General features: G+C 73.6%; 19 protein-coding genes. 8 read left to right on the forward strand and 11 right to left on the reverse strand.

Annotated features, from left to right (window positions below; all coding sequences use genetic code 11):
• Positions 1–59: 59 nt before the first annotated feature.
• From AB0I60_RS19025 to AB0I60_RS19045, 5 genes are all read right to left on the reverse strand, one after another.
• Positions 60–845 carry a hypothetical protein gene (locus AB0I60_RS19025; protein WP_360731505.1) on the reverse strand — a complete coding sequence of 262 codons (786 nt, stop codon included), beginning with the start codon at positions 843–845 and terminating at the stop codon, positions 60–62.
• Positions 846–972: 127 nt separating this feature from the next.
• A complete protein-coding gene (locus AB0I60_RS19030; protein WP_360731507.1) occupies positions 973–1,896 on the reverse strand; it encodes a phosphotransferase in 924 nt (307 codons plus the stop codon).
• A gap of 63 nt (positions 1,897–1,959) precedes the next feature.
• Positions 1,960–3,063 carry an MAB_1171c family putative transporter gene (locus AB0I60_RS19035; protein ID WP_360731509.1) on the reverse strand — a complete coding sequence of 368 codons (1,104 nt, stop codon included), beginning with the start codon at positions 3,061–3,063 and terminating at the stop codon, positions 1,960–1,962.
• A gap of 6 nt (positions 3,064–3,069) precedes the next feature.
• Entirely contained in the window at positions 3,070–3,573 is a 504-nt protein-coding gene (locus tag AB0I60_RS19040) for a hypothetical protein (protein ID WP_360731511.1), read from the reverse strand.
• Positions 3,573–3,986 carry a helix-turn-helix domain-containing protein gene (locus AB0I60_RS19045; RefSeq protein WP_360731513.1) on the reverse strand — a complete coding sequence of 138 codons (414 nt, stop codon included), beginning with the start codon at positions 3,984–3,986 and terminating at the stop codon, positions 3,573–3,575. Before AB0I60_RS19045 ends, AB0I60_RS19040 begins: the two co-directional genes overlap by 1 nt.
• Positions 3,987–4,210: 224 nt before the next feature.
• On the opposite strand from AB0I60_RS19045, the gene AB0I60_RS19050 reads away from it, so the two are divergent.
• The 3 genes from AB0I60_RS19050 to AB0I60_RS19060 all read left to right on the forward strand — a co-directional run bounded on the left by AB0I60_RS19050 (position 4,211) and on the right by AB0I60_RS19060 (position 6,033).
• Complete coding sequence (locus AB0I60_RS19050; protein WP_360731515.1) at positions 4,211–4,801, forward strand: hypothetical protein; 591 nt, start codon at positions 4,211–4,213, stop codon at positions 4,799–4,801.
• A gap of 18 nt (positions 4,802–4,819) precedes the next feature.
• On the forward strand, positions 4,820–5,329 hold the full coding sequence (locus AB0I60_RS19055) for a hypothetical protein (RefSeq protein WP_360731516.1): 510 nt from the start codon (positions 4,820–4,822) through the stop codon (positions 5,327–5,329).
• Positions 5,330–5,568: 239 nt separating this feature from the next.
• A complete protein-coding gene (locus tag AB0I60_RS19060) occupies positions 5,569–6,033 on the forward strand; it encodes a hypothetical protein (RefSeq protein ID WP_360731518.1) in 465 nt (154 codons plus the stop codon).
• A 109-nt stretch (positions 6,034–6,142) separates the two neighbouring features.
• Here AB0I60_RS19060 and AB0I60_RS19065 read toward each other — a convergent pair whose 3' ends face one another.
• Entirely contained in the window at positions 6,143–7,042 is a 900-nt protein-coding gene (locus tag AB0I60_RS19065; RefSeq protein WP_360731519.1) for a fibronectin type III domain-containing protein, read from the reverse strand.
• 495 nt (positions 7,043–7,537) lie between these two features.
• Here AB0I60_RS19065 and AB0I60_RS19070 point away from each other — a divergent pair, with 495 nt between their 5' ends.
• The 3 genes from AB0I60_RS19070 to AB0I60_RS19080 all read left to right on the forward strand — a co-directional run bounded on the left by AB0I60_RS19070 (position 7,538) and on the right by AB0I60_RS19080 (position 8,765).
• Entirely contained in the window at positions 7,538–7,810 is a 273-nt protein-coding gene (locus tag AB0I60_RS19070) for a hypothetical protein (protein WP_360731520.1), read from the forward strand.
• Positions 7,807–8,112: a hypothetical protein gene (locus tag AB0I60_RS19075; RefSeq protein ID WP_360731521.1), complete on the forward strand. Its 306-nt coding sequence runs from the start codon at positions 7,807–7,809 to the stop codon at positions 8,110–8,112. Before AB0I60_RS19070 ends, AB0I60_RS19075 begins: the two co-directional genes overlap by 4 nt.
• 83 nt (positions 8,113–8,195) lie before the next feature.
• Positions 8,196–8,765, forward strand: a complete 570-nt coding sequence (locus tag AB0I60_RS19080; protein WP_360731523.1) for a hypothetical protein — start codon at positions 8,196–8,198, stop codon at positions 8,763–8,765.
• 46 nt (positions 8,766–8,811) lie between these two features.
• Here the strand turns inward: AB0I60_RS19080 and AB0I60_RS19085 are convergent, their stop codons facing one another.
• Positions 8,812–10,035 carry a globin domain-containing protein gene (locus tag AB0I60_RS19085; RefSeq protein WP_360731525.1) on the reverse strand — a complete coding sequence of 408 codons (1,224 nt, stop codon included), beginning with the start codon at positions 10,033–10,035 and terminating at the stop codon, positions 8,812–8,814.
• 146 nt (positions 10,036–10,181) lie between these two features.
• On the opposite strand from AB0I60_RS19085, the gene AB0I60_RS19090 reads away from it, so the two are divergent.
• Positions 10,182–10,667: an Rrf2 family transcriptional regulator gene (locus tag AB0I60_RS19090; protein ID WP_360731527.1), complete on the forward strand. Its 486-nt coding sequence runs from the start codon at positions 10,182–10,184 to the stop codon at positions 10,665–10,667.
• A 46-nt stretch (positions 10,668–10,713) separates the two neighbouring features.
• Here AB0I60_RS19090 and AB0I60_RS19095 read toward each other — a convergent pair whose 3' ends face one another.
• Both AB0I60_RS19095 and AB0I60_RS19100 read right to left on the reverse strand, forming a co-directional pair.
• Positions 10,714–13,422: an RNA repair domain-containing protein gene (locus AB0I60_RS19095; RefSeq protein ID WP_360731529.1), complete on the reverse strand. Its 2,709-nt coding sequence runs from the start codon at positions 13,420–13,422 to the stop codon at positions 10,714–10,716.
• Entirely contained in the window at positions 13,422–15,062 is a 1,641-nt protein-coding gene (locus AB0I60_RS19100) for an RNA ligase family protein (protein ID WP_360731531.1), read from the reverse strand. The genes AB0I60_RS19095 and AB0I60_RS19100 overlap by 1 nt, the downstream gene beginning before the upstream one ends.
• 148 nt (positions 15,063–15,210) lie before the next feature.
• Here AB0I60_RS19100 and htpG point away from each other — a divergent pair, with 148 nt between their 5' ends.
• Positions 15,211–17,082 carry a molecular chaperone HtpG gene (gene htpG / locus AB0I60_RS19105; RefSeq protein WP_360731533.1) on the forward strand — a complete coding sequence of 624 codons (1,872 nt, stop codon included), beginning with the start codon at positions 15,211–15,213 and terminating at the stop codon, positions 17,080–17,082.
• A 47-nt stretch (positions 17,083–17,129) separates the two neighbouring features.
• Here the strand turns inward: htpG and argS are convergent, their stop codons facing one another.
• On the reverse strand, positions 17,130–18,872 hold the full coding sequence (gene argS, locus AB0I60_RS19110; protein ID WP_360731535.1) for an arginine--tRNA ligase: 1,743 nt from the start codon (positions 18,870–18,872) through the stop codon (positions 17,130–17,132).
• Positions 18,873–18,997: 125 nt separating this feature from the next.
• On the reverse strand, positions 18,998–19,630 hold the full coding sequence (locus AB0I60_RS19115) for a DsbA family oxidoreductase (RefSeq protein ID WP_360731536.1): 633 nt from the start codon (positions 19,628–19,630) through the stop codon (positions 18,998–19,000).
• Between the last annotated feature and the right edge of the window lie 71 nt (positions 19,631–19,701).

Genomic DNA, 19,701 nt, shown 5'->3' on the forward strand with positions numbered 1-19,701 from the left:
GCAGACTCCAGCGACACCGGCCCGCGCGACCAGCCGGTCGCACGGGCCGGGTCACGTCGTCAGAGTTGCGCGGGGACGGGGCGGGCCGGGCCGGCCACCAGGTCGCTCAACCGGACGACGGTGAACTCGACCTGGGACTGGCTCTCCTCCCAGTTGGCCACCACCGAGCAGCCCTCCTCCGCCAGGACGTCCCCGGTGGACCGCAGGTACAGCAGGCCGTCGCTGCCGTCGCCGCAGTAGTGGGAGAGGTGCGCGCGCAGACCGGGGTCCTCGACCGCCGCCAGCGGCTCCGCCCACTCCTCGTCCGCGTCGGCCTCCAGCGGCAGCACGCTGTCCGGTCCGTCGCCGAGGGTCAGCGCCACCCGCATCGCGTCCCACAGGGTGCCGTCCGAGGCGAGCCTCGGGTAGGCCACGTACCAGCGGCGGTGCCACGTCTCGTCGGCGAGGTCGACGCCGTGCCGCTCGACCAGCACCGCCAGGTCGCCGCCGCGCACGAGGCTGCGGGTGAACGACGCCTCGGCCAGGTCGGCGGCGAACGCCGGGTGCCCGGCACCGGCCACGTCCTCGAACTCGAAGATTGAGTTCGCCGCGTCGAACCGCGACGGCGGCTCGCCCGCGTCGAACAGCGAGCAGTCCAGCACCACCGGCTCCGCACCGCTCAGCGCGGAGGGCCGCACCCAGTCGGCGACCCGGTTGTAGCCGAACTCGGAGAACACGTTCCCGCCCACGTACGTGGCGTACACCGCGTCGGAGGGGTGATCGGACAGGGGGCCGCCGAGCAGGATCTCGAAAGCCCCGGTGAGCTGCCGACGCCAGTCGTCGGACAGCGGGGATGCACTGGTCACCCGCGAACCCTAGAGCCCATTGTGGATCTTCGGGTCGAAATCGCCGGTTTTCCGTGCACCTGCGCCGAAAGCGTCACGCCGCACCGGCCGACGATCCCGGGCGGCACAGTCCGAACGGGTCGTCGGCCTACCCCGGCAACCGGGTCGGGCTCTTGCCCAGGACCCGGTCCAACGCCGTCCGGCCCGCCGGACCCCACGCCGGCTTCCCGCCCGGCAGGCCGAGGTTCCCGTTCTGCCCCATCACCATCAGGAACAGGCTCTTCAGCACGGCCAGCCCCCGGGCACGTCGGACCGTCGCCCCGTCGGCGCTCCCGTACGCGGTGAAGAAGCGCCCGGCCGTGCCCTCCGGCAGCAGCACCCAGGCCGCCGCAAGGTCCACCGCCGGGTCGCCCACGGACAGGTCGCCGAAGTCGACGACGCCCGCCAGCGTCCCGTCCTCGACGACGACGTTCGCCGGGTGCAGGTCGCCGTGCACCCACACCGGCGGGCCCTCCCAGGCCGGGGCCGCGACGGCGTCGTCCCAGACGGCCCGGACGTCGGCGGCGTCGGAACCGAGCGCGTCGGCGTCGAGGGCGTCGAAGAACTGCTCGAAGCCGCCCGCGCAGTCCTTCGGGTGCGCGGCGCGGAGCGTGCCGACCGGTGCGTCGGCGGGCGCCGCCACGTGCAGCGCCCGGAGGAAGCCCGCCAGGGTGTCGGCCGCGTGCCCGCCACGGGTGATCGACCCCCGGTCCAGCGGCAGGCCCGGCACCCACGTCATGACCGTCCAGATCCTGGGGCAGCGCTCGGAAGGCGCACCGCTCCGCACCGGGACGGGGACCGGCAGCGGCAGGCGCGGTGCGAGCAGCGGCAGCCACCGGCGTTCCTTGAGCTGGTGGTCGTGGTCGGTGTCCATGCGCTGGATCCGCACCGCCAACTCGTCCCCGAGCCGCCACATCTGGTTGCCCCAGCCGCCCTCCACCTCGCGCAGCGGCAGCCCGGCCAGGTCCGGGTGCTGGTCCCGCAGCAGGTCGCGGACGAGTGCCGCAGTGATCCCGGGCTCGATCTCGGTCATGGGAGCGACCTTACGGAGTGCGTCGTCCGAGGCGTGACGGGCCGCTGCGCCTCGGTGGCGTCCTCAGTTCGTCGATCCGAGCCGGCGGTAGGCGTCGCTCACGCGTGCCAGCCACGCGGCGTCGGCGTCCAGGTCCGCGCCGGCGGTCAGCACGGGGACCGCTCCGCCGACCGGCAGGCCGCGCCCGCGCTTGAGCCCGATGGCCTCGGCGATGACCCGGGCCTCGGCGCGGGCGTCACCACCGGGCACCGGCTCCCGCAGGAACGGGCGCAGCGGGCCGATCAGGGCGTCCCGGATGCCGATGACGCGCTGCTGGTAGCGCACCTGGAACCGGAGCGGCCGGTCGTCGCCGGCGAGTTCCGGGCACGCCTCGCGCACCGCCCGCGCCAGCGGCGCCATCCGCCGGTAGCGCCGCAACCGCACCCAGCGGCGAGCCGCCCTCGGGCCCCAGGACGGCAGGGTGGTGCCGACCATCAGCAGGACGGTCGCCGGGACCAGCAGCACCGCCTGCACGCCGTAGGACCCGCTCTCCTGCCACGGCAACCGCCCGCCCGCGTTCACCGTCACCTGGTAGACGACCTTGTGCGCCACCTGGAGCAGGGCGACCGCAGCGCCGGCCGCCATCATGGCGACGCCGACCCGCAGGTGCTTCCCGGTGATCGGGGGTCGGTGCCACCAGAGCTGCACGATGTCGACCAGCACCAGGCACAGGTAGCTCTGCCACGCCAGCACGTACACCGTGATCGAGACGTCGGCGTGGCCCTCCGGCGCCAGGATCGGCAGACCCAGCCGCAGCGGTCCCACCGCGTAGCAGAAACCCAGCAGCAGCAGGAAGACGAGCAGCAGCCGCCGTCGCCATTGCACCGCCCGGTCGGGTCGCGCCGAGGCGACGCGGACCATGAACACCTCGGCGTAGTAGGCCATGAGCATCGCCAGGCAGTGCTGGAGGAGTTGGGGAACCAGCGGTGTCCCGCCCAGCAACCGGTGCACCGGCCAGTAGAACTGCGGCAGCCCGATCAGGAACACCAGCGTCAACGACAGCAGGCCGAGGAAGATCGCCCGCGCGGTCGGGTCCCCGGCGTTCCGGCGCAGCGACCGCAACCGGTACGCGCACGCGAGACCGGACGCGGCGATCAACCCCACCTGGACCCAGTTGGCTGGTGTCACCGCGACTCAGTCCCCCAGCGCTCGCCCGAGCCGGTCGGTGACCTCGTCGTCCTCACGCGACCGGAACGCGCGGTCGGCACGTGCCCGCACCTCGTGCGCGAACGCCTCGGCCTCCCACTCCTCGACGCTGGTGTAGGCGTCGTGGCGACGGGCCACCATGCGGCCGACCACCTCCGGGTCCAGGTCGGGGAACAGCGCGGCCAGCACCTCGTCCGAGGACCCGGACCCGCCGTGGTTGCACAGGATGTGCCCCAGCTCGTGCAGGACGACGTGCTCCCGGTGCGGTGCCGAGGTGTTCTGCTCGTACCAGACGTAGTCGAGGTGTTCGGCCGCCAGCCACAACCCGGACAGCCCCAGCGCGGCCAGGGGAGCGGGCACCAGCTCGATGGGCCGCCCCCGGGCCCGCCCCGCCCGCCGGCACAGCTCGGCCAGGTCGAAGGGGTCGGGGAAGTCCAGCCGCGCCACCACCCGGCGGCAGCGGCGGCGGACCCGGAGCCTCGACCACCACATCAGCGGTCGTCCGCCTCCAGGCCCTCCAGCCTGCGCAACTGCTCGGTCATCGCCTGCACTGCCTCCAGGCTGCCCTGCGACAGCCCGACCATCCGGGCGGCGACCTGGGCGATGCCCGCGTCCCGCAGCATCGCCGCCAGCGCGACCTGCGCGGTGACCTGGTCGGTGGTCTGCTCGTCGAAGAAGAACGCCTCCGGCACGCCGAAGAACCGCGCGAGCCGTTCCAGGGTGTCCTTGGTGGGGTTCTGGTTCTTGCCCGACCGCAACGCCGACAGCAGCCCGGTGGACAGCCCGGTCCGCTCGGCGATCTCCGGGTGCGTGTACGGCTTGCGCCCGCGCGGGTGCACGTTGCGGATCAGGTAGTCGACCTTCTCCGGCAAGGTGCGCGGCACCGGGCTGGACGCCCCGTCCATGACCCCCTCCTCCTGTCACGAGCAGCCTACCGACCACGGCGGCTGCTCCCAGTGGCAGCCACACCCACGCACCGCTCAACTCCCGGGGCCGTTGCAGCCCGACCGGCCTTTCCTCCAGCGCCGGACGTGCTTCCGGACGTGCTTTCAGCGTGCTTCCGGGAGTGCCGACATCATCCGTTCGGGCTACGCCGGCCCCCGTCTCGGTCCAGTCCTAGACTTCCGTCGTGACGAGCTTCCCCGCCGCTGCCCGGCGGGTGCGTGACGATGACCTCGGCTTGCGGGACAGGGTGCCGGCGCTGCGGGAATGCGTGCTGCGCTTCGCTCCGTACGGCTTCCGCGCCACCTGGCACCACTTGGTCGTCGGTGTCGCCGAGCGCAGGCCGTTCGACCCGAAGTCGCTGCGGTGCGCGGTGGACGAGCTGGAGCAGGCCCGTGCGGTGTGGTTGCCGAAGGGTGCGGACTACGCGGCACGTCGTCGTCGGGAGAAGGCAGCCGGTTCGCGGACACCTTCCCGTGCCGACCGGTGGCACAGCTGGGCGGGAGTTCTGGCTTTCTGCCCCGACTTCGAGAAACACCCCACGGAGCGGCTGGTCGTGGTGGTCCGGCGTGTGGTGGCCGCGTCCGAGTCCGGCACCGATCCGTCGACCACGTGCCGCGCGTGCGGGCGGAGGCTGACCAAACCCCGGCCCTGCCCCGACTGCGGCGTTGCTCCTCCGGGCCTGGACGCACGCCGCTTCGGCATTCACGACCAGACCGCTACCCGCTGGCGCGAGGTCTGGCAACGCAGCACGGCACACACCACGCCCGACCGCTGACACGAATGCGAAGCACCGATGACGAACTACGACCACGACGGCTGGCTGGGGGCTCTGGCGGAGGCGGTCGGCGACCTGCTCCGCGACTTCCAGGCCCGATTCGGCTACCCGCCGGGCGAACCCACGCTGGGCGAGCCCGCGCGACCTGGCGAACTGGCTGCCGCAGCGACCGTCGTGCCGCCGGTGTTGCTGGAGTTCCACCGGAGGGTGGGAGAGGTGGCGCTGCCCGACGCGGACAACGGATTCTTCATCCACCCGTTGGGTCTGGTGTTGGCGGACCGGTCGGACCCGCGCTCGCCGAAGCGCGCACCGGCCCTGACCGACGCGGAGCTGGTCGTCTTCGGCAGCGACGGCGGCGGCACGCTGTTCGCCCTGGGAGCCGTGGAGGGCGCTCCGGTCTACCTGCTGCCGGTGGGCGAGATCGTGGACGGCGTTCACCACGGGAAGGGACGGGAGTTGTTCCCGACCTTCCCGGACTTCCTCGACTGGCTACTACGCGTGGTGCGCGAGCACGCGCGCACGTCGTGAAGACTGTTGAGGACCGCGTCCCGACGTGGTGGAGCCCGACCACGGTGCCGTCTTGATCACCCTCAACGGCTCCGCCGTCCTCTGGGCCGCGCTCGCCGCCACCGCGCTGCCGCGCTCGGTTCGGACCACCTGACGGTCGGACCTGGGAAATTCGTCTGACAATCCCGACCGGACAGCAGATGATGCGGCGATGATCTCAAGGCGCGACCGCGCGACGGCTGCGCGGAGAGGAACCACGGATGCGTGCTTGGCTTGACGAGGCGCTCGCGGGACGGCACTACGCGCAGTTCGCCTTCGACTCGGTGCACGTCGACGAGGTGACGGACGACTACACCGAGTCCCGTGCCCTCGAACTCGGCTTCCACTACTTCGACCAACTGGTGGTGGCCTACGAGGACCGGGCCGCCGACCTGATGGCTCGGATGGTGATCGTCCTCCGGGATGAAGGCGAACTGGACCTGCGAGCGCCGGAGCTGACGGAGTTGGGCTCCGAGTGGGACGGGTTCACCCCGCCCGATCTGTACATCACGGCGCGGAAACCGATACCGCGACCCTACTTCGTGGAAGAGTACAAGAAGCCGTACCCCGTTGGGTCTTTCCGCGCTCCACACGGTGTCTACCACGCGTACTACCGCTCCCACCGCCAGGACGACACCATCGACTTCGGCCGTACTGTGAACATCGAGCACTACCCCTTGGCGTGACCGCACAACGACATGGAGCACGCCGTTCCGCAGAACGTGGACAACCGCTGCGCGGCCGGTGGACGCGCAGCGGTTGTCGTGCCGGTCGGTGTCCTGACGAGCCGGTGCCTTAACGAGCCGGTGGCGTGGCGAAGACCAAGCCCTGGGAAGGGCTTGACGAGAGGGAGAAGTAGCTCCTCGTGACGATCTTCACGCGGTGCTGGGTGTCGGGGTCGAGTCCGGTGACGGTCGTGGACTTCTCGTGCACGGACGCGACCTTCGCGCCGTCGAGGTACACCTCGTAGGCGGTGTCCGGGTACCACCACGGTTGCGTCTGCCAGGTGATCGACGCGCTGGTCGGCGTCAGGGCTGTCATGGTCACGCCGGTCGGGCGGTTCGGGCGTTCCATGATGATGGTCTCCACGAACAGGGTGCCCAGCACGTGGGTCTGGCCCGGGGCGCGGGTGCAGGTGGTCGTGATCGTCCCGAGCGGCCTGCCGTTGGCGAGTTCCGGGCGCAGGGTCAGCCTCAGGTCGCCGGGGTGGAGGGTGTGGTCACCTCCGCGCCACAGGGTCAGGGCCGGGAAGCCGCCGGCGGCCTTGAGCGAGAGCGGTCCGCGACCGACGCGGGTGGGCGCGAAGGTCAGGTTCGCCTCGGCGGTCTTCGGCCCGCTCGGTCCCTCGAACGTCGTGGTGAACGTCGCGGTGCTGTCGCCGTCGATGCGCAACCCCGCTCCGCCGCCGGTCAGCGCCTTGTGGTCGAGGCTGAGCGCCACGTCCACGTCGATGAACTGCTCGTCCAGGTAGGCCGCGCTGTTGGGGCGCCACGACAGCTCGTCGGGCAGCCCGGCCGTGATGTCGGCCCGCACCGGCAGGCTCTGCCCGGTCGGCAGGGCGCACAGGTAGTCGTACCCCGCGGTGACCGGAGCGGCCGACGCGGTCCCGCCGGTCGCCACCGCGAGCCCGGAGCACAGCAGCCCCAGGACGAGCGATCTGATCGCGACACGCAGGGGTTTGGTGGTAGAACGCACGAGATCTCCCTCTCTACAGGGAAGTACACCGAAGGTAGTGCCTGGTCGTGCGCCCACGAAGAGGATGCCACACCCCTCGGACGTTCGGCACCGTTCCGGACGCCTGCGTACGGGTTCGCACCGAGCGCGGGAGCGCGGGCCGGGCGGTGAACCGCGCGAATCCGTTGGCAGAACGGAGCATTGGTCACGTTTCGTCGGGCGGTGCCGAGGCGGCGGGGCTCGGTGCAGCGCTTGGTCTGTTCGGCGGTAGCAGCACCCTGTCAACGGTGGCCTGATCGAGTGGCGGGGAACACCGTTTGGCTGCTGTGGAAGGGGGATGTGCCACCGGCGGTCACCGAGACCGCCGCACAGGCGGCCGCCGAGCTCGCCGGTGCCGCGCCGACCAAGGGCTTCACCGGTCTGGGAGGTCGGGGTCAAGCGGCCGGTGGACGGGGCACTCATGTCGGCACGCGGTGCCGGCGCGGTTCCCTGGACGTTCGTCACCACCGCGTTCCGGTGCGCAAGAACAACGGCCAGGAGGCGATCCTCACCGCCGAGCACTGCGGGACGGACTGGGACTGGAACACCCCGGACGGGGACCGGCTCGTGGGGCGCAGTGAGGGCGGCCGGGCAGACCTGGACACCACCGTGCTGACGGGACCCGGGTACGGTTCCGCGATCTGCGTCGGCCCCTGGGACGCGGAGACCACCTCGGCCCGGCCGGTCGTGGGGGCCGGCAACCCGGGTTCGCCTCCGGTTCGTGGTCGGGGGCCTCCACGTTGCGCGTGACGGCCCTGAACGCGTACATCCTGCTCGACGACGACCACCGGGTCGGCCCCGGTTTCTGGACGGAGAACGAGGAGCACACGGCTTCGGCCGGCCAGGGTGACAGCGGCGGGCCGACCGCCGTGCTCAACGGTTCCGACACCACGAAGGTCTTGGCCCGGGGGATGATCTCGGTGATCTCGCCGAGTGCGCTTGGTCCGTGCACGGGGTTCGACACCAGCGGTCGCCAGTGCGGATGGTGGGCGTTCCACATCGACATCGACGACGCCCCGGGCGGACTCGGCCTGACCATCAACACCAACTGAGTCGTGGTCCGGGTGGAGGTGAGCGCCCTCGCCCGGACCGCGCGTGAGGCGGGAGGACGATGCGAGGTCATCGGATCGCAGCGGTGGTGGGGGTGCTCGTCGTGGTGGCGGGCGGGTGTGGCACTCCGGTGGGCGGCCCGGCCGGTGGGACGTCGGCGAACGTCACCACGACCCCCGACTCCCGACCGCTCGACGACCCGTCGGCGTGGAACTCCCCTCCGGTGGACGACCCGTCGGCGCGGGCCACCCGGATCGCCGAGTTCTCCAGGCGGCGGGCACCCGAAGCGTTCGCCGGCACAGCTCTGAACAAGGCGGGGCCGGCGATCCTGGTCTACCGCAAACCCGGCTCCGGGCTCGACCAGGCCGTGACGACGATCTTCGCGGGCGTCCCGGTGGAGTTCGTGGACGCCGTGCGCAGCGAGGTCGAGCTGCGCGCCGTGCTCGACCAGGTCCTCGGTGCCGCGAAGGAGTGGTCGGAGCAGGGTGTTCGCGTCCGGAGTGCGAGCATGGACTTCGTGCATGGTCGTGTCGAGGTCATGAGCCCGGACGGCGACCGCGCGGTCGACCTGCTCAAGCGGCGGTACGGCGACGTGGTCGAGGTCGTGGACGGCGACGTGGTGCCCCCGACGATGCCTGGCACGTCGAGGCGCTGAGGCACCACCGGCGACGGGGCGTCGCCGCGCGGGCCGGGGATCGCGGTCAGGCGGTGGTCGGCGTCGGGGTTTCGCGGCCCAGCCACGCGTCCGGACCGAACACCTCGTAGCGGATGTCGGTCGCCGCCACGCCGCGATCCAGCAGCGCGCGCCGGACGATCCGCATGAACGGCAGCGGACCGCACAGCAGGACCCGGGTGCCGGGCTCGACCGGGATCAGGTCCGGGTCGATTAGACCGGCCGCGATCTCGGTGCGGGGCGGGAGGCTCGTCGGGCGGCCGTTCTCGTACCAGAGCAGCAGCGACGCCGTGGGCAGGTGCTCCACCGCCGCGAACAGGTCGGCTCGCAGCGCGTGCGCGGCGGGTGCGCGGTCGGCGTGGACGACGGTCACCGGGCGCGGGTCGTCGCGTCGGGCCAGGTCGAGCAGGGTGGCGACGACCGGTGTCGTGCCGACGCCCGCGCCGACCAGCAGCAGCGGGCGGTCGTCGGCGGGCAGGACGGCGTCGCCGAACGGCGGGCTCACGGCGAGCCGCGTGCCGGGCGTGACGCCGTGCAGGAGGGGGGACACCTCGCCGGCGGGCCGGTCGTCGGCGGCGCGGTGCCGCTTCACGGTGATGCGGAGGTCGTCCTCGCCCGGCGGGCTGCTGATCGTGTACTGGCGGACCTGCCTGCCGCCGTCGGGCAGGGTGACCGCGACGCTCACGTACTGGCCCGGCCGGTGGACCGGCGGCGGGCCGTCCACCGGACGCAGGCGCAGGCTGAGCACGTCCTGCGTCTCGCGCTCGACGCCGGTCACCACGTGGGTGCTGAACGGTCGGCCGAAGTCGTTGCCCGCGCCCTGGTACAGGCGGGCTTCCTCGGCGACCAGCAGGCACGCGAACAGCCAGTAGACCTCGTCCCACGCCGCGATCACGTCGGGCGTCGCGGCGTCGCCCAGGACCTCGCGGATGGCGGCCATGAGGTGCCGGCCGACGACCAGGTACTGGGCGGGCGCGACGCCGAGCGACGCGTGCTTGTGCGCGATCCGGCTGATCACCGCGGTGAGCGGCACCGGTCCGAGGCCGGCGAAGTGCCCGGCGACGGCGGCGACGGACGCGGCCAGCGCCTGCCGCTGCACGCCGGTGGCCTGGTTGCCCCGGTTGAACAGGTCGAGCAGTTCCGGGTGGGCGGTGAGCAGCCGGCGGTAGAACCGGCCGGTGATCTCCGCGCCGTGGCGGGCGACGGTGTCGGCGGTGGCGCGGATGATCCGCACCGAGTCTGGGGCGAGCATGGCAGGTGGCCTTCCGCTGCGAGTCGATCTCGACATAAAAAAGGTATCAGCGATGCCTCTTTTCAGTCCCCGTGCTGATGAACACCTAGAACCAGGGACCTTTGGACGTTCCTCGGGCGGTACCGACTGCTTGGTAGCCTCGGCCCATGCGGTTGACCAGGGGTACCGACATCGCGCTCCGGGTGCTGATGGTCGCCGCCGCCCGCCAACGGCTGTCCACTGTGGACGAACTCGCCGAGCTGATGGCGGTGCCGCGCAACCACCTGGCCAAGGTGGTGCAGCGGCTGGCCCGGCTCGGCCTGCTGGTGACCGTGCGGGGGCGGACGGGCGGCCTGCGGATCGCGCCCGAGGCGCTCACCTGGTCGGTGGGCCGGGTGGTCCGCGAGTTCGAGGGGCAGGACGAGGTGGTCGACTGCGAACACCCGCCGTGCCCGCTGCGGGGCGCGTGCCGCCTGCGCGGCGCACTGCGCCGGGCGCACGACGCGTTCCTGGCCGAACTCGACGCGGTGCCGCTGCACAGCCTGGTCAGCCCGCCGATCGCCGACCTGGTGACCGCCGACCCGGTGCCGGCTGACCGGCCGGCCGCCGACGTGGCGAGCGGTGACCGGCCGCACCGCCTCCCGCTGGTCTGATCGACGCACAGCCGTTCGGCGCAGGACAGGTGCAGCGCAGGACGGTTCAGCGCAGGGTGGGCACGTCGCCGTTCTCCGCGCGGGTCACCTCGACGTCGCGCCGGCCGCCGCGCCACTGCGCGCCCAGGCGGCGCACCACCGCCGCGTCCGGTGGGCGGCGGCCCAGGCCGATGGCGAACCGCACGGCCTTCGCGTCGCGCTCGAACGGGCGCGGCCACGCGTGTGCGTCCGCCGCTCCCGCCGACTCCAGCGCGGTCAGCAGCGCCCGCAGCCGGCCGCGCACCGGCCCGACCTGGTCCGGTGGCGTCGTCACGACGGCCCACGCCGCGTGCGCCCGGTGCAGGTACGGCGGGGTCGACAGGCCCTCGCCGCCGGCCTCGGCGATCTCCCACCCCCGGTACAGCTCGGTGGTCAGCAGGTCGCGGAAGCCCGGTCCCACCTGGTCCGTGCACGACCGGACCGGCGCGGCGGGCGTCATGATCGTCACCGGGGCCCCGGTCCGGCCGACCTGGCCGGTGAGGCTGATCGGGTCCCGCCAGTCCCACGCGGCCCACGTCCCGAAGAAGTCCCCGAGCCGGTCACCGCCGTCGAGCGCGGTCCGGGCCGCCAGCACCGCCCACCCGAGCCCGGGTACGCCGCCGAACGGCGCGGAGTCCAGGCCGCGCGCCCGCGCCCACGCCTTCACCTCCCGGGCCAGCCGCTGGAAAGCACCGGCCCGGTCGCCCACCGCCGCCAGGAGCGCGTCGGCGTCGCCAACCGAGGCCGCCGCGACCGGATCGCCCTCCACCGCCTGCACGAGGTCGACGCCCAGCCCGCCGACGTCCAGCCGCCACCCCGGCGACCGCGCCCCGACCACCGGCCGCAGCCCGGTCGCGTCCGGCAGCGCCGCCCGCACCCGCTCCGCCACGGACGCCGGCCCGACCGCTGCCGCACCGGACACAGCGGCATCGGACACGGCGGCACCAGCCACCGGGGGAGCGGCCATGACGACCAGGTCCAAGTCGCCGTCCGGCAGGGCGCAGCCCGTCCGGCGCGAACCGACCACGCGCACGTCGCCCAACGCCTCCGCGAGCGCGTGCGCGACCCGGTCGGCCACCGCGTCCAGCGACGGGCCCGGCGGGTCGGGCTCCTCGGCGCACCACCGGACCTCGCCCGTGCCGAGCGCGACGGCCAGCCGGGGCCGCATCGGTCCGGCACCGCGCCGGGACAGCACCACCACCTCGTCCACCCGGCCGTCCCGCGCGCCGATCCGCTCGGCCGCCTGCCGCGACCGGCCGACGGTGAGGTGCGGGGTGAACCCGTCGCGCGCGGGTGTGGCCGGGAACCGCCGGCGCAGCGCGTCGTGCAGCGCCGTCCACGGGCCGCCGCCGGCCGCCGGGTCGAGCCACACCAGGTCGGGCCGGAACTCCCGGACGCCCTCGACCCGCACCGGGAACGGCGGCAGCCCGGCCACCGCCCCGGCCAGCAGCGGCGCGGCGCGCTCGAACTCCGACTCGGGCACGAACCCGTGCAGCAGCGTGACGTGCGGCGGCCAGCGGTCGGCGCGCGGGTCGTGCTCCCGGCGCAGCCGCTCGACCTCCTCCCACGGTCCGGGCAGCCACACCACGGCCGTGCGCGGCGTCGGCGGCACGTCGAGCACCCCGGCCGGCGAGTCCTCGGCGACCGGCACCACCAGCCCGGTCAGCACGCCGTAGTGGTCCGACGGGAACAGGCCGTCCACCGGTCGGTCACCGACCAGTTCCGCCCCCGTGCAGCGCACCCGGCCGCGCACCAGCACCCGGTCGAGCCGCGCGGCACGCCCGGTCAGCGACGACACGGCCGCCAGCGGGTTGGTCACCGGGTCGAACGTCGGCGGCTCGTCCTCGCGCGCCTCCAGCCACGCGTCGCGCATTCCGAGCGCGGTCGCGGGCCGGCGCGTGCCGTCGTTGAAGTCGCCGACCAGCACCACGTCGCCGTCGACCCCGGCCAGCGCCTCGCCGACGCGGGCGAGCTGCGCCCGCCGCTTGGCCGCGCCGTTGGCGGTGTGGTCGCTGGTCAGGTGGGTGGCGGCGACCACCAGCGGACCCGACGCAGTCGCCACGACGGTCGCGGCCACCGCCTTGTGCGCGCCCAGCGGCAGCCGCCCGGCCTCCAGCACGGGCAGCCGGCTGAGCACCACGACCCCCGTGCGGTCGACGTCCGGCGCGGCCGGGTCCACGTCGAGCGCGTAGCCCGCCCGCACCCACGGCTGCGCCAGCAGCAGGGCCAGCAGCGCGGGCTCGACCTCCTGCAGCGCGATCACGTCCGCGTCCGCCGCCGCCAGCGCCGCGAGCAGCAACGGCCGCCGCCGCGCGGTGTGCACCAGCTCCCGGTCGTACCGGTCCCACAGCACGTTCCAGGTCACCACCCGCACGGCCGCCGCCGGTCCCGGCCGGGCGCGGTCCGGCCCGGCGAGCGGTGCCCAGCCGCGCGCCGGGGTCCAGGCGTGGGGCGTGCTCGCGGTGAACGCGGACGGGCTGAGCAGGCGCGGCGCGCGCACCCGGCCCGCCGTCGAGTCGCCGACCCGGTCCAGCCCGGTCTCCCGGTCCCACACCCGCTCGCCGTCCGCCTCCACGAACAGCACCCGGTGCCACGGCACGTCGCCGCCGGGCGTGAAGGCCGGCAGCGCGACCCTCTTGGGCCGGGCCCCGCGCTGGTGCAGGCCCAGCACGAAACGGGCCGGGTCGAACCTCGGGTCCCAGCGGACCTGGTGGTAGACCTGCTCGCTGGTGCGCATCACGGCTCCTCGTCGGCGATGACGCCGGCCGCGCCGACGTACCAGGTCCGGTGCGCCTGCCACGGGTAGGGCGGGTCGAACCGGCGGGCCTGCGCGTCCTGCACCGGGGCCGGCACGGGGTGCGCCCGCGCCGCGTTGCGCCGTGCCGCCTCGCGCCCGTCCACCAGCAGCACGGCGTGCGTGAGCGTCGCGTCGTGCCGGCGCGCGACCTCGTGCACGGCCACCCGCTGCCGGGCGGTGAGCGAGGTGGCGTCCCACACCACGGTCCGGTGCGCGCGCAGCGCGGCGTCCAGCCGGTCCAACCCCTCCCGCAGCACGCGCGCGTTCGCGCGCTGGTCGGCGCGGTCGCCGGCTTCCTCGCGCAGGTCGTCCAGCGACACCCGCGCGTCGACGTCGGGCAGCCCGGCGACGAACGTCGACTTGCCGCTGCCCGCGACGCCGCAGGTCTGCACGAGCGCCGGGTGGTCGCCGGCCCGCCACCGCCACGTCGCGGCCTCCGCCTCGGCGGCGCCGAGCACCCGCCCGGCGCGGATGCTCGCGTCCCGAGCCTCGGCCAGGCACCGGCCGCGCAGCGCCGCGCGCAGCCCGTCCCAGCCGCCGACCTCCTCGGCGTGCAGGGCCGACCACGCCACCCGCTCCCGCCCGTCGTGGTCGTCGGGCGGCAGCACGGCCGCCGCCACCGCGTGCAGCACGTCCAGCTCGACCGCCGTCGACATCCGCAGCAGGCCGGGCCGGCGCGCGTCGTCCGGGAACGGGTCGGCCGGCCGCCGGTGCAGGCCGACCAGGTCGCCGACCCGCCGGGCGAGCCCGACGCCGACCACGCCCGCCAGCGCCGACATCAGCAAGCCCCGCCCCGCCCCGTGCAGCGCGGCGGCGAGCACACCCGCCAGGCGCGCGTCACCGACCCGGGCCAGGCCCTCGGCGACCACCTCGGCGGGTGCCGCGTCCCCGGCCAGGCCGACGACGTCCAGCAGGTCCGCGACGGCGAACGGCCCCCCGGACCGCACGTCCCACAGCACGGAGCGGGCGGCCCGGCCGTTGGGCACGACGGGGGCGTTCATCCAGTGCGTGCCGGTCCGCACGTGCCGCGCGCGCACCCACTTGGCCACCCGCGACCCGAACTCGGCGCGGTCGAACCCGTCGGCCGCGCGCACCACGAACCCCTCCTGGCGGTCGGTGTCGACCTTCAGCCGGCGCAGCGCGCGCTCGTCGAAGACGCCGCGCCACAGCACCGGGGGAGTGGGCACGCCGACGCCCCGCAGGAAGCGGGCGGTGTCGTCCCAGCCCAGGCAGCGGTCGCCGTCCCACACCGAGAAGCCGTAGAACCAGCTCTCCAGCCCGGAGTAGGCCAGCGAGTGGCGCGCGTAGACGTTCTCGCCGCAGATCCGGCGGCCCGCCGCGAGGTGCGGCGCGATCCGGCCCTGGAGCGCCTTCACCCACGAGCGCGACGGGTGGTGCGCCGAGTCCACCGACCGGGCGTGCAGGCCGTCCGCGTACAGGGTGGTGTTCTCGCCGTCGAGCTTCTCGGTGACGACGACCTCCCGGCCGCGCAGCCCGTCCAGCCCGGTGACCCGCACGTCGTCCGGCGACGCGCCCGGCGACCACGGGAGGTGCGGCGTGCGCGGGTAGTGCGCGCGCATGGCGTTTCCCCTCCCCAGTCGGCGCGGCGGGTGTCCCGGTGCACCCTAGAGACCGCCGCCCGGCGTGATCGACCGCATTTCCGCGACCGCGCGCGGCCGGCGGTCGATACCATCGCGGGTCGACGGTGCACGGACGGAAAGGAAGATTGTGGAAACGCTGGAGTTCCAGTCGGAGGCGCGTCAGCTGCTGCGGCTGATGATCCACTCGATCTACTCGAACAAGGACACGTTCCTGCGCGAGCTGGTGTCGAACGCCTCGGACGCGTTGGACAAGCTGAGGCTGGAGACGTTCCGGGACAAGGACCTGGTCGCGGACACCTCGGACCTCCACGTGGCCATCGAGGTCGACCGCGCGGCCCGGACCCTCACCGTGCGCGACAACGGCATCGGCATGACCCGCGACGACGTGGTCGGCCTGATCGGCACCATCGCCAAGTCCGGCACGGCGGAGTTCCTGGACAAGCTCAAGGAGGCCAAGGACGCCGCCGCGTCCCAGGACCTCATCGGCCAGTTCGGCATCGGCTTCTACTCGACGTTCATGGTCGCGGACAAGGTCACCCTGGTCACCAGGCACCCGCGCTCCGCCGAGGGCGTGCGGTGGGAGTCGACCGGCGAGGGCACCTACACCATCGAGGACGTCCCGGACGTCCCGCAGGGCACGTCGGTGACCCTGCACCTCAAGCCCGCCGACGCCGAGGACCAGCTCGCCGACTACACCTCGACCGCGAAGATCACCGAGATCGTCAAGCGGTACGCCGACTTCATCACCTGGCCGATCCGGCTCGCGCCGGAGGAGGAGGGCGGCGAGCCGACCACCGTCAACTCGCGCAAGGCGCTGTGGGCGCGGCCCGCCTCCGAGGTCACCGAGGAGGAGTACGCCGAGTTCTACCGGCACGTCAGCCACGACTGGAACGCGCCGCTGGAAACCATCCGGATGCAGGCCGAGGGCACGTTCGAGTACCAGGCGCTGCTGTTCCTGCCGTCGCAGGCGCCCTTCGACCTGTTCATGCGCGAGCGCAAGCGCGGCGTCCAGCTCTACGTCAAGCGGGTCTTCATCATGGAGGACTGCGAGGAGCTGATGCCGGAGTACCTGCGGTTCGTCAAGGGCGTGGTGGACGCCCAGGACCTGTCGCTCAACGTCTCGCGCGAGATCCTCCAGCAGGACCGGCAGATCCAGCTCATGCGCCGCCGGCTGGTCAAGAAGGTGCTGTCCACCGTGAAGTCGATGGCGGCCGACAAGCCCGACGCCTACCGGACGTTCTGGCGCGAGTTCGGCGCGGTGGTGAAGGAGGGCCTGATCGCGGACTCCGAGAACCGCGACGCGATCCTGGCCGTCTCCTCGTTCGCCTCCACGCACGACGAGGAGGAGCCGACCACGCTGGCCTCCTACGTCGAGCGGATGAAGCCCGACCAGCAGCACATCTACTACATGACCGGCGACTCGCGGACCGCGATCGAGCAGTCCCCGCACCTGGAAGCGCTGCGCGCCAAGGGTTTCGAGGTGCTGGTCCTGACCGACCCGATCGACGAGATGTGGGTCGGGTCGGTGCCCGCCTTCGCCGGCCACGAGTTCCAGTCGATCGCCAAGGGGCAGGTCGACCTGGAGACCGACGAGGAGAAGGCCGAGGCCGAGCAGCGCGAGAAGGACTTCGCCGGGCTGCTGGGGTGGCTGACCACGACGCTGGACGAGCACGTCAAGCAGGTCCGGCTGTCCTCGCGGCTGACCACCTCGCCCGCGTGCGTGGTCGGCGACACGCACGACCTGACCCCGCAGCTGGAGAAGATGTACCGGGCGATGGGGCAGGAGATGCCGCACGTCAAGCGCATCCTGGAGCTCAACCCGAACCACCCGCTGGTGAGCGGGCTGCGGGAGGCGTTCGACGGCTCGGAGGACCACGCCGCGCTGGTCGGCACGGCGGAGCTGCTGTTCGGCACGGCGGTGCTGGCCGAGGGCGGCGACCTGCCCGACCCGGCCCGGTTCGCCAAGCTGCTGGCCGACCACCTCCAGCGCTCGCTGTGACGCGCGGGCCGTCGCCCCGGTCCACCCCGGGGCGACGGCCGTCCCCGCTACATGCGCTCGGGTGCGGTGATGCCGAGGAGGCCCAGGCCGTGGCCGAGGGTGCGCGCGGTCAACCGGCACAGCGCGACCCGGTTGCCGCGCACCGGCTCGTCGGCCTTGAGCACCGGGCACGCCTCGTAGAACGCCGTGAACGCCCGCGCCAGCTCGTAGAGGTACCCGCAGAGCCGGTGCGGTTCCAGCGCGTCCGCCACCTCGACGAGCACCGCCCCGTAGCCGTCCAGCTCCAGCGCGAGCGCCCGTTCGGCCGGTTCCAGCGGCACGTCGGCGTCGATCGCGGACTCGCCCGCCCGGCGCAGGATCGAGCTGATCCGGGCGTGCGCGTACTGGAGGTACACCCCGGTGTTGCCGGTGAACGACACCATCCGGTCGACGTCGAACGCGTAGTCCTTGACCCGTGAGGTGGACAGGTCCGCGTACTTGACCGCGCCGATGCCCGCCTGCTCGGCGATCCGGTCCAGCGCTTCCGGGGCGAGCGCGGGGTTCTTCTCCGCGACCACGGCCCGCGCGCGCCCGACGGCGGCGTCGAGCAGGTCCGACAACCGGACCGTGCCGCCCGCGCGGGTCTTGAACGGCCGCCCGTCCGGGCCGAGGACCGTGCCGTACGCGACGTGCTCGGCGCGGGTCGCGCCGGTCAGCCAGCCGGCACGGCGGGCCGCCTCGAACACGAGCCGGAAGTGCAGCGCCTGGCGCGCGTCGGTGACGTAGACCAGGCGGTCGGCGGCCAGCGCGCGGACGCGGTGGCGGAGGGTGGCCAGGTCGGTCGTGTCGTACCCGTAGCCGCCGTCGCTCTTGCGCACCACGAGCGGCACCGGGGTGCCCTCGGGCCCGGTGACCTCCTCGGAGAACACGACGACCGCGCCGTCGCTGACCACGGCGACGCCTGCGGCGAGCAACTCCTCCACGGTGTCGGCCAGCAGCGGGTTGTAGAACGACTCGCCGACCGAGTCCTCCGGCGTGAGCAGGACGCCCAGCCGGCGGTAGAGCCCGTGGAACGCCTTCTCGGACTCGGCCACGATCGCCCGCCACGCGGCGACCGTCTCCAGGTCGCCGGCCTGCAGCTCCACCACCCGGGCGCGGGCGCGGTCGGCGAACGCCGGGTCGGCGTCGAACTCCGCCCGCGCGGCCCGGTAGAGCGCGTCCAGCGCGGACACCCCGCTGCCGCCGTCCTGGCCCGCCGCGCCGGGGTGCCACGCCGCGCCGGGGTGCTCGCGCAGGTGCTGGATCAGCATCCCGAACTGGGTGCCCCAGTCGCCGAGGTGGTTCTGCCGCACCACGTCCGCGCCCAGGAAGTCCAGCACCCGGGTCAGGCTGTCGCCGATGACCGTCGTGCGCAGGTGGCCGACGTGCATCTCCTTGGCGATGTTCGGCGCGGAGTAGTCGACCACCGTCCGCCGGCCCGCCTCCGGGCGCGGCACGCCCGAGCGCGGATCGGCGAGCCGGGCCGCGACCTGCCGCCAGATCACCCGGTCGGGCAGGGTGAGGTTGAGGAACCCGGGCCCGGACACCGCCGCGCCGCCGCCCAGCGCGTCGACCACCGAGGCGGCCAGCTCGCCGGGCGGCACGCCGACCCGCTTGGCCAGCGCGAGCGGCGCGTTCGACTGGTAGTCCGCGCGGTCGGATCGCCGCACCACGGGGTCCGCCCCGGCCAGGTCCGGTCGGACCCGGCCGATCGCACCGGCCACCGAACCGGCGACCTGGTCGAGCAACGGCGACACCGCGTGCAGGCTCATCTCCCCACGCATCCCTTCGCGAGCGTGCCCTGGTTCGGGTGGCCCACCTTCTACGGGAACCGGGGTGCGCGGGGCCACCTTATTTCGGCGGTCGCGCACCCCCCGGGACCGGGAGCCCGGCGCGATCAGCTCCGGGCGTCGGTCCACGCGGTGCCCAGCGCCTCGGCGAAGGTCTCCACGGGCTGCGCGCCGGACACGCCGAACTTGCGGTCGATCACGAAGAACGGCACGCCGTTCGCGCCGAGCTGGGCGGCCTCGGCCTCGTCGGAGCGCACCGCGTCCAGGTAGGACTGCGGGTCCTCCAGCACGCCGCGCGCCTCGACCGGGTCGAGGCCGGCCTCCTTGGCGACGGTGACCAGCGCCTCGGTGCCGAACAGCGAGGTGCCCTCGGCGAAGTGCGCCGCGAACAGCTGCTTCACCAGGCGGTGCTGCACGCCCTGCTCGCGGGCGAAGTGCAGCAGCCGGTGGGCGTCGAGGGTGCTGCCGACCTCGCGGTCGGTGCGGTAGCCGAGGCCCTCGCCGCGCGCCAGCTCCGCGACCTCGCCGTCCATGGTCGCGCCGCGCGGGCCGTACTTGGCGGTGAGCATGTCGGTGACCGACTCGGTGGCGCCGGGCTCGCGGGCCGGGTCCAACTCGTAGGAGCGGTGCACGACCTCGACGTCGTCGGCGTGCTCGAAGCCGGCGAGCGCCTGCTCGAAGCGGGTGATGCCGATGTAGCACCACGGGCAGACGAGGTCGCTCCAGATTTCAACGCGCATGTGGCTGTTCCTCAAAGCATGGGGCTGGTCAAGCCGGGCTGGTCGCCCACCAGCTTACACTGCGCTTTCGA

The organism is Actinosynnema sp. NPDC050436 (assembly GCF_040655415.1).
Taxonomy (GTDB): Bacteria; Actinomycetota; Actinomycetes; order Mycobacteriales; family Pseudonocardiaceae; genus Actinosynnema.

What these genes read in the sequence shown, in the direction of transcription:
- AB0I60_RS19030 (WP_360731507.1), bottom strand. Translation starts at nt 1,896, where the DNA reads ATGACCGAGATCGAGCCCGGGATCACTGCGGCACTCGTCCGCGACCTG.
- AB0I60_RS19040 (WP_360731511.1), bottom strand. Translation starts at nt 3,573, where the DNA reads ATGTGGTGGTCGAGGCTCCGGGTCCGCCGCCGCTGCCGCCGGGTGGTG.
- AB0I60_RS19045 (WP_360731513.1), bottom strand. Translation starts at nt 3,986, where the DNA reads ATGGACGGGGCGTCCAGCCCGGTGCCGCGCACCTTGCCGGAGAAGGTC.
- AB0I60_RS19055 (WP_360731516.1), top strand. Translation starts at nt 4,820, where the DNA reads ATGACGAACTACGACCACGACGGCTGGCTGGGGGCTCTGGCGGAGGCG.
- AB0I60_RS19060 (WP_360731518.1), top strand. Translation starts at nt 5,569, where the DNA reads ATGCGTGCTTGGCTTGACGAGGCGCTCGCGGGACGGCACTACGCGCAG.
- AB0I60_RS19085 (WP_360731525.1), bottom strand. Translation starts at nt 10,035, where the DNA reads ATGCTCGCCCCAGACTCGGTGCGGATCATCCGCGCCACCGCCGACACC.
- AB0I60_RS19090 (WP_360731527.1), top strand. Translation starts at nt 10,182, where the DNA reads ATGCGGTTGACCAGGGGTACCGACATCGCGCTCCGGGTGCTGATGGTC.
- AB0I60_RS19095 (WP_360731529.1), bottom strand. Translation starts at nt 13,422, where the DNA reads ATGCGCACCAGCGAGCAGGTCTACCACCAGGTCCGCTGGGACCCGAGG.
- AB0I60_RS19100 (WP_360731531.1), bottom strand. Translation starts at nt 15,062, where the DNA reads ATGCGCGCGCACTACCCGCGCACGCCGCACCTCCCGTGGTCGCCGGGC.
- argS (WP_360731535.1), bottom strand. Translation starts at nt 18,872, where the DNA reads ATGAGCCTGCACGCGGTGTCGCCGTTGCTCGACCAGGTCGCCGGTTCG.
- AB0I60_RS19115 (WP_360731536.1), bottom strand. Translation starts at nt 19,630, where the DNA reads ATGCGCGTTGAAATCTGGAGCGACCTCGTCTGCCCGTGGTGCTACATC.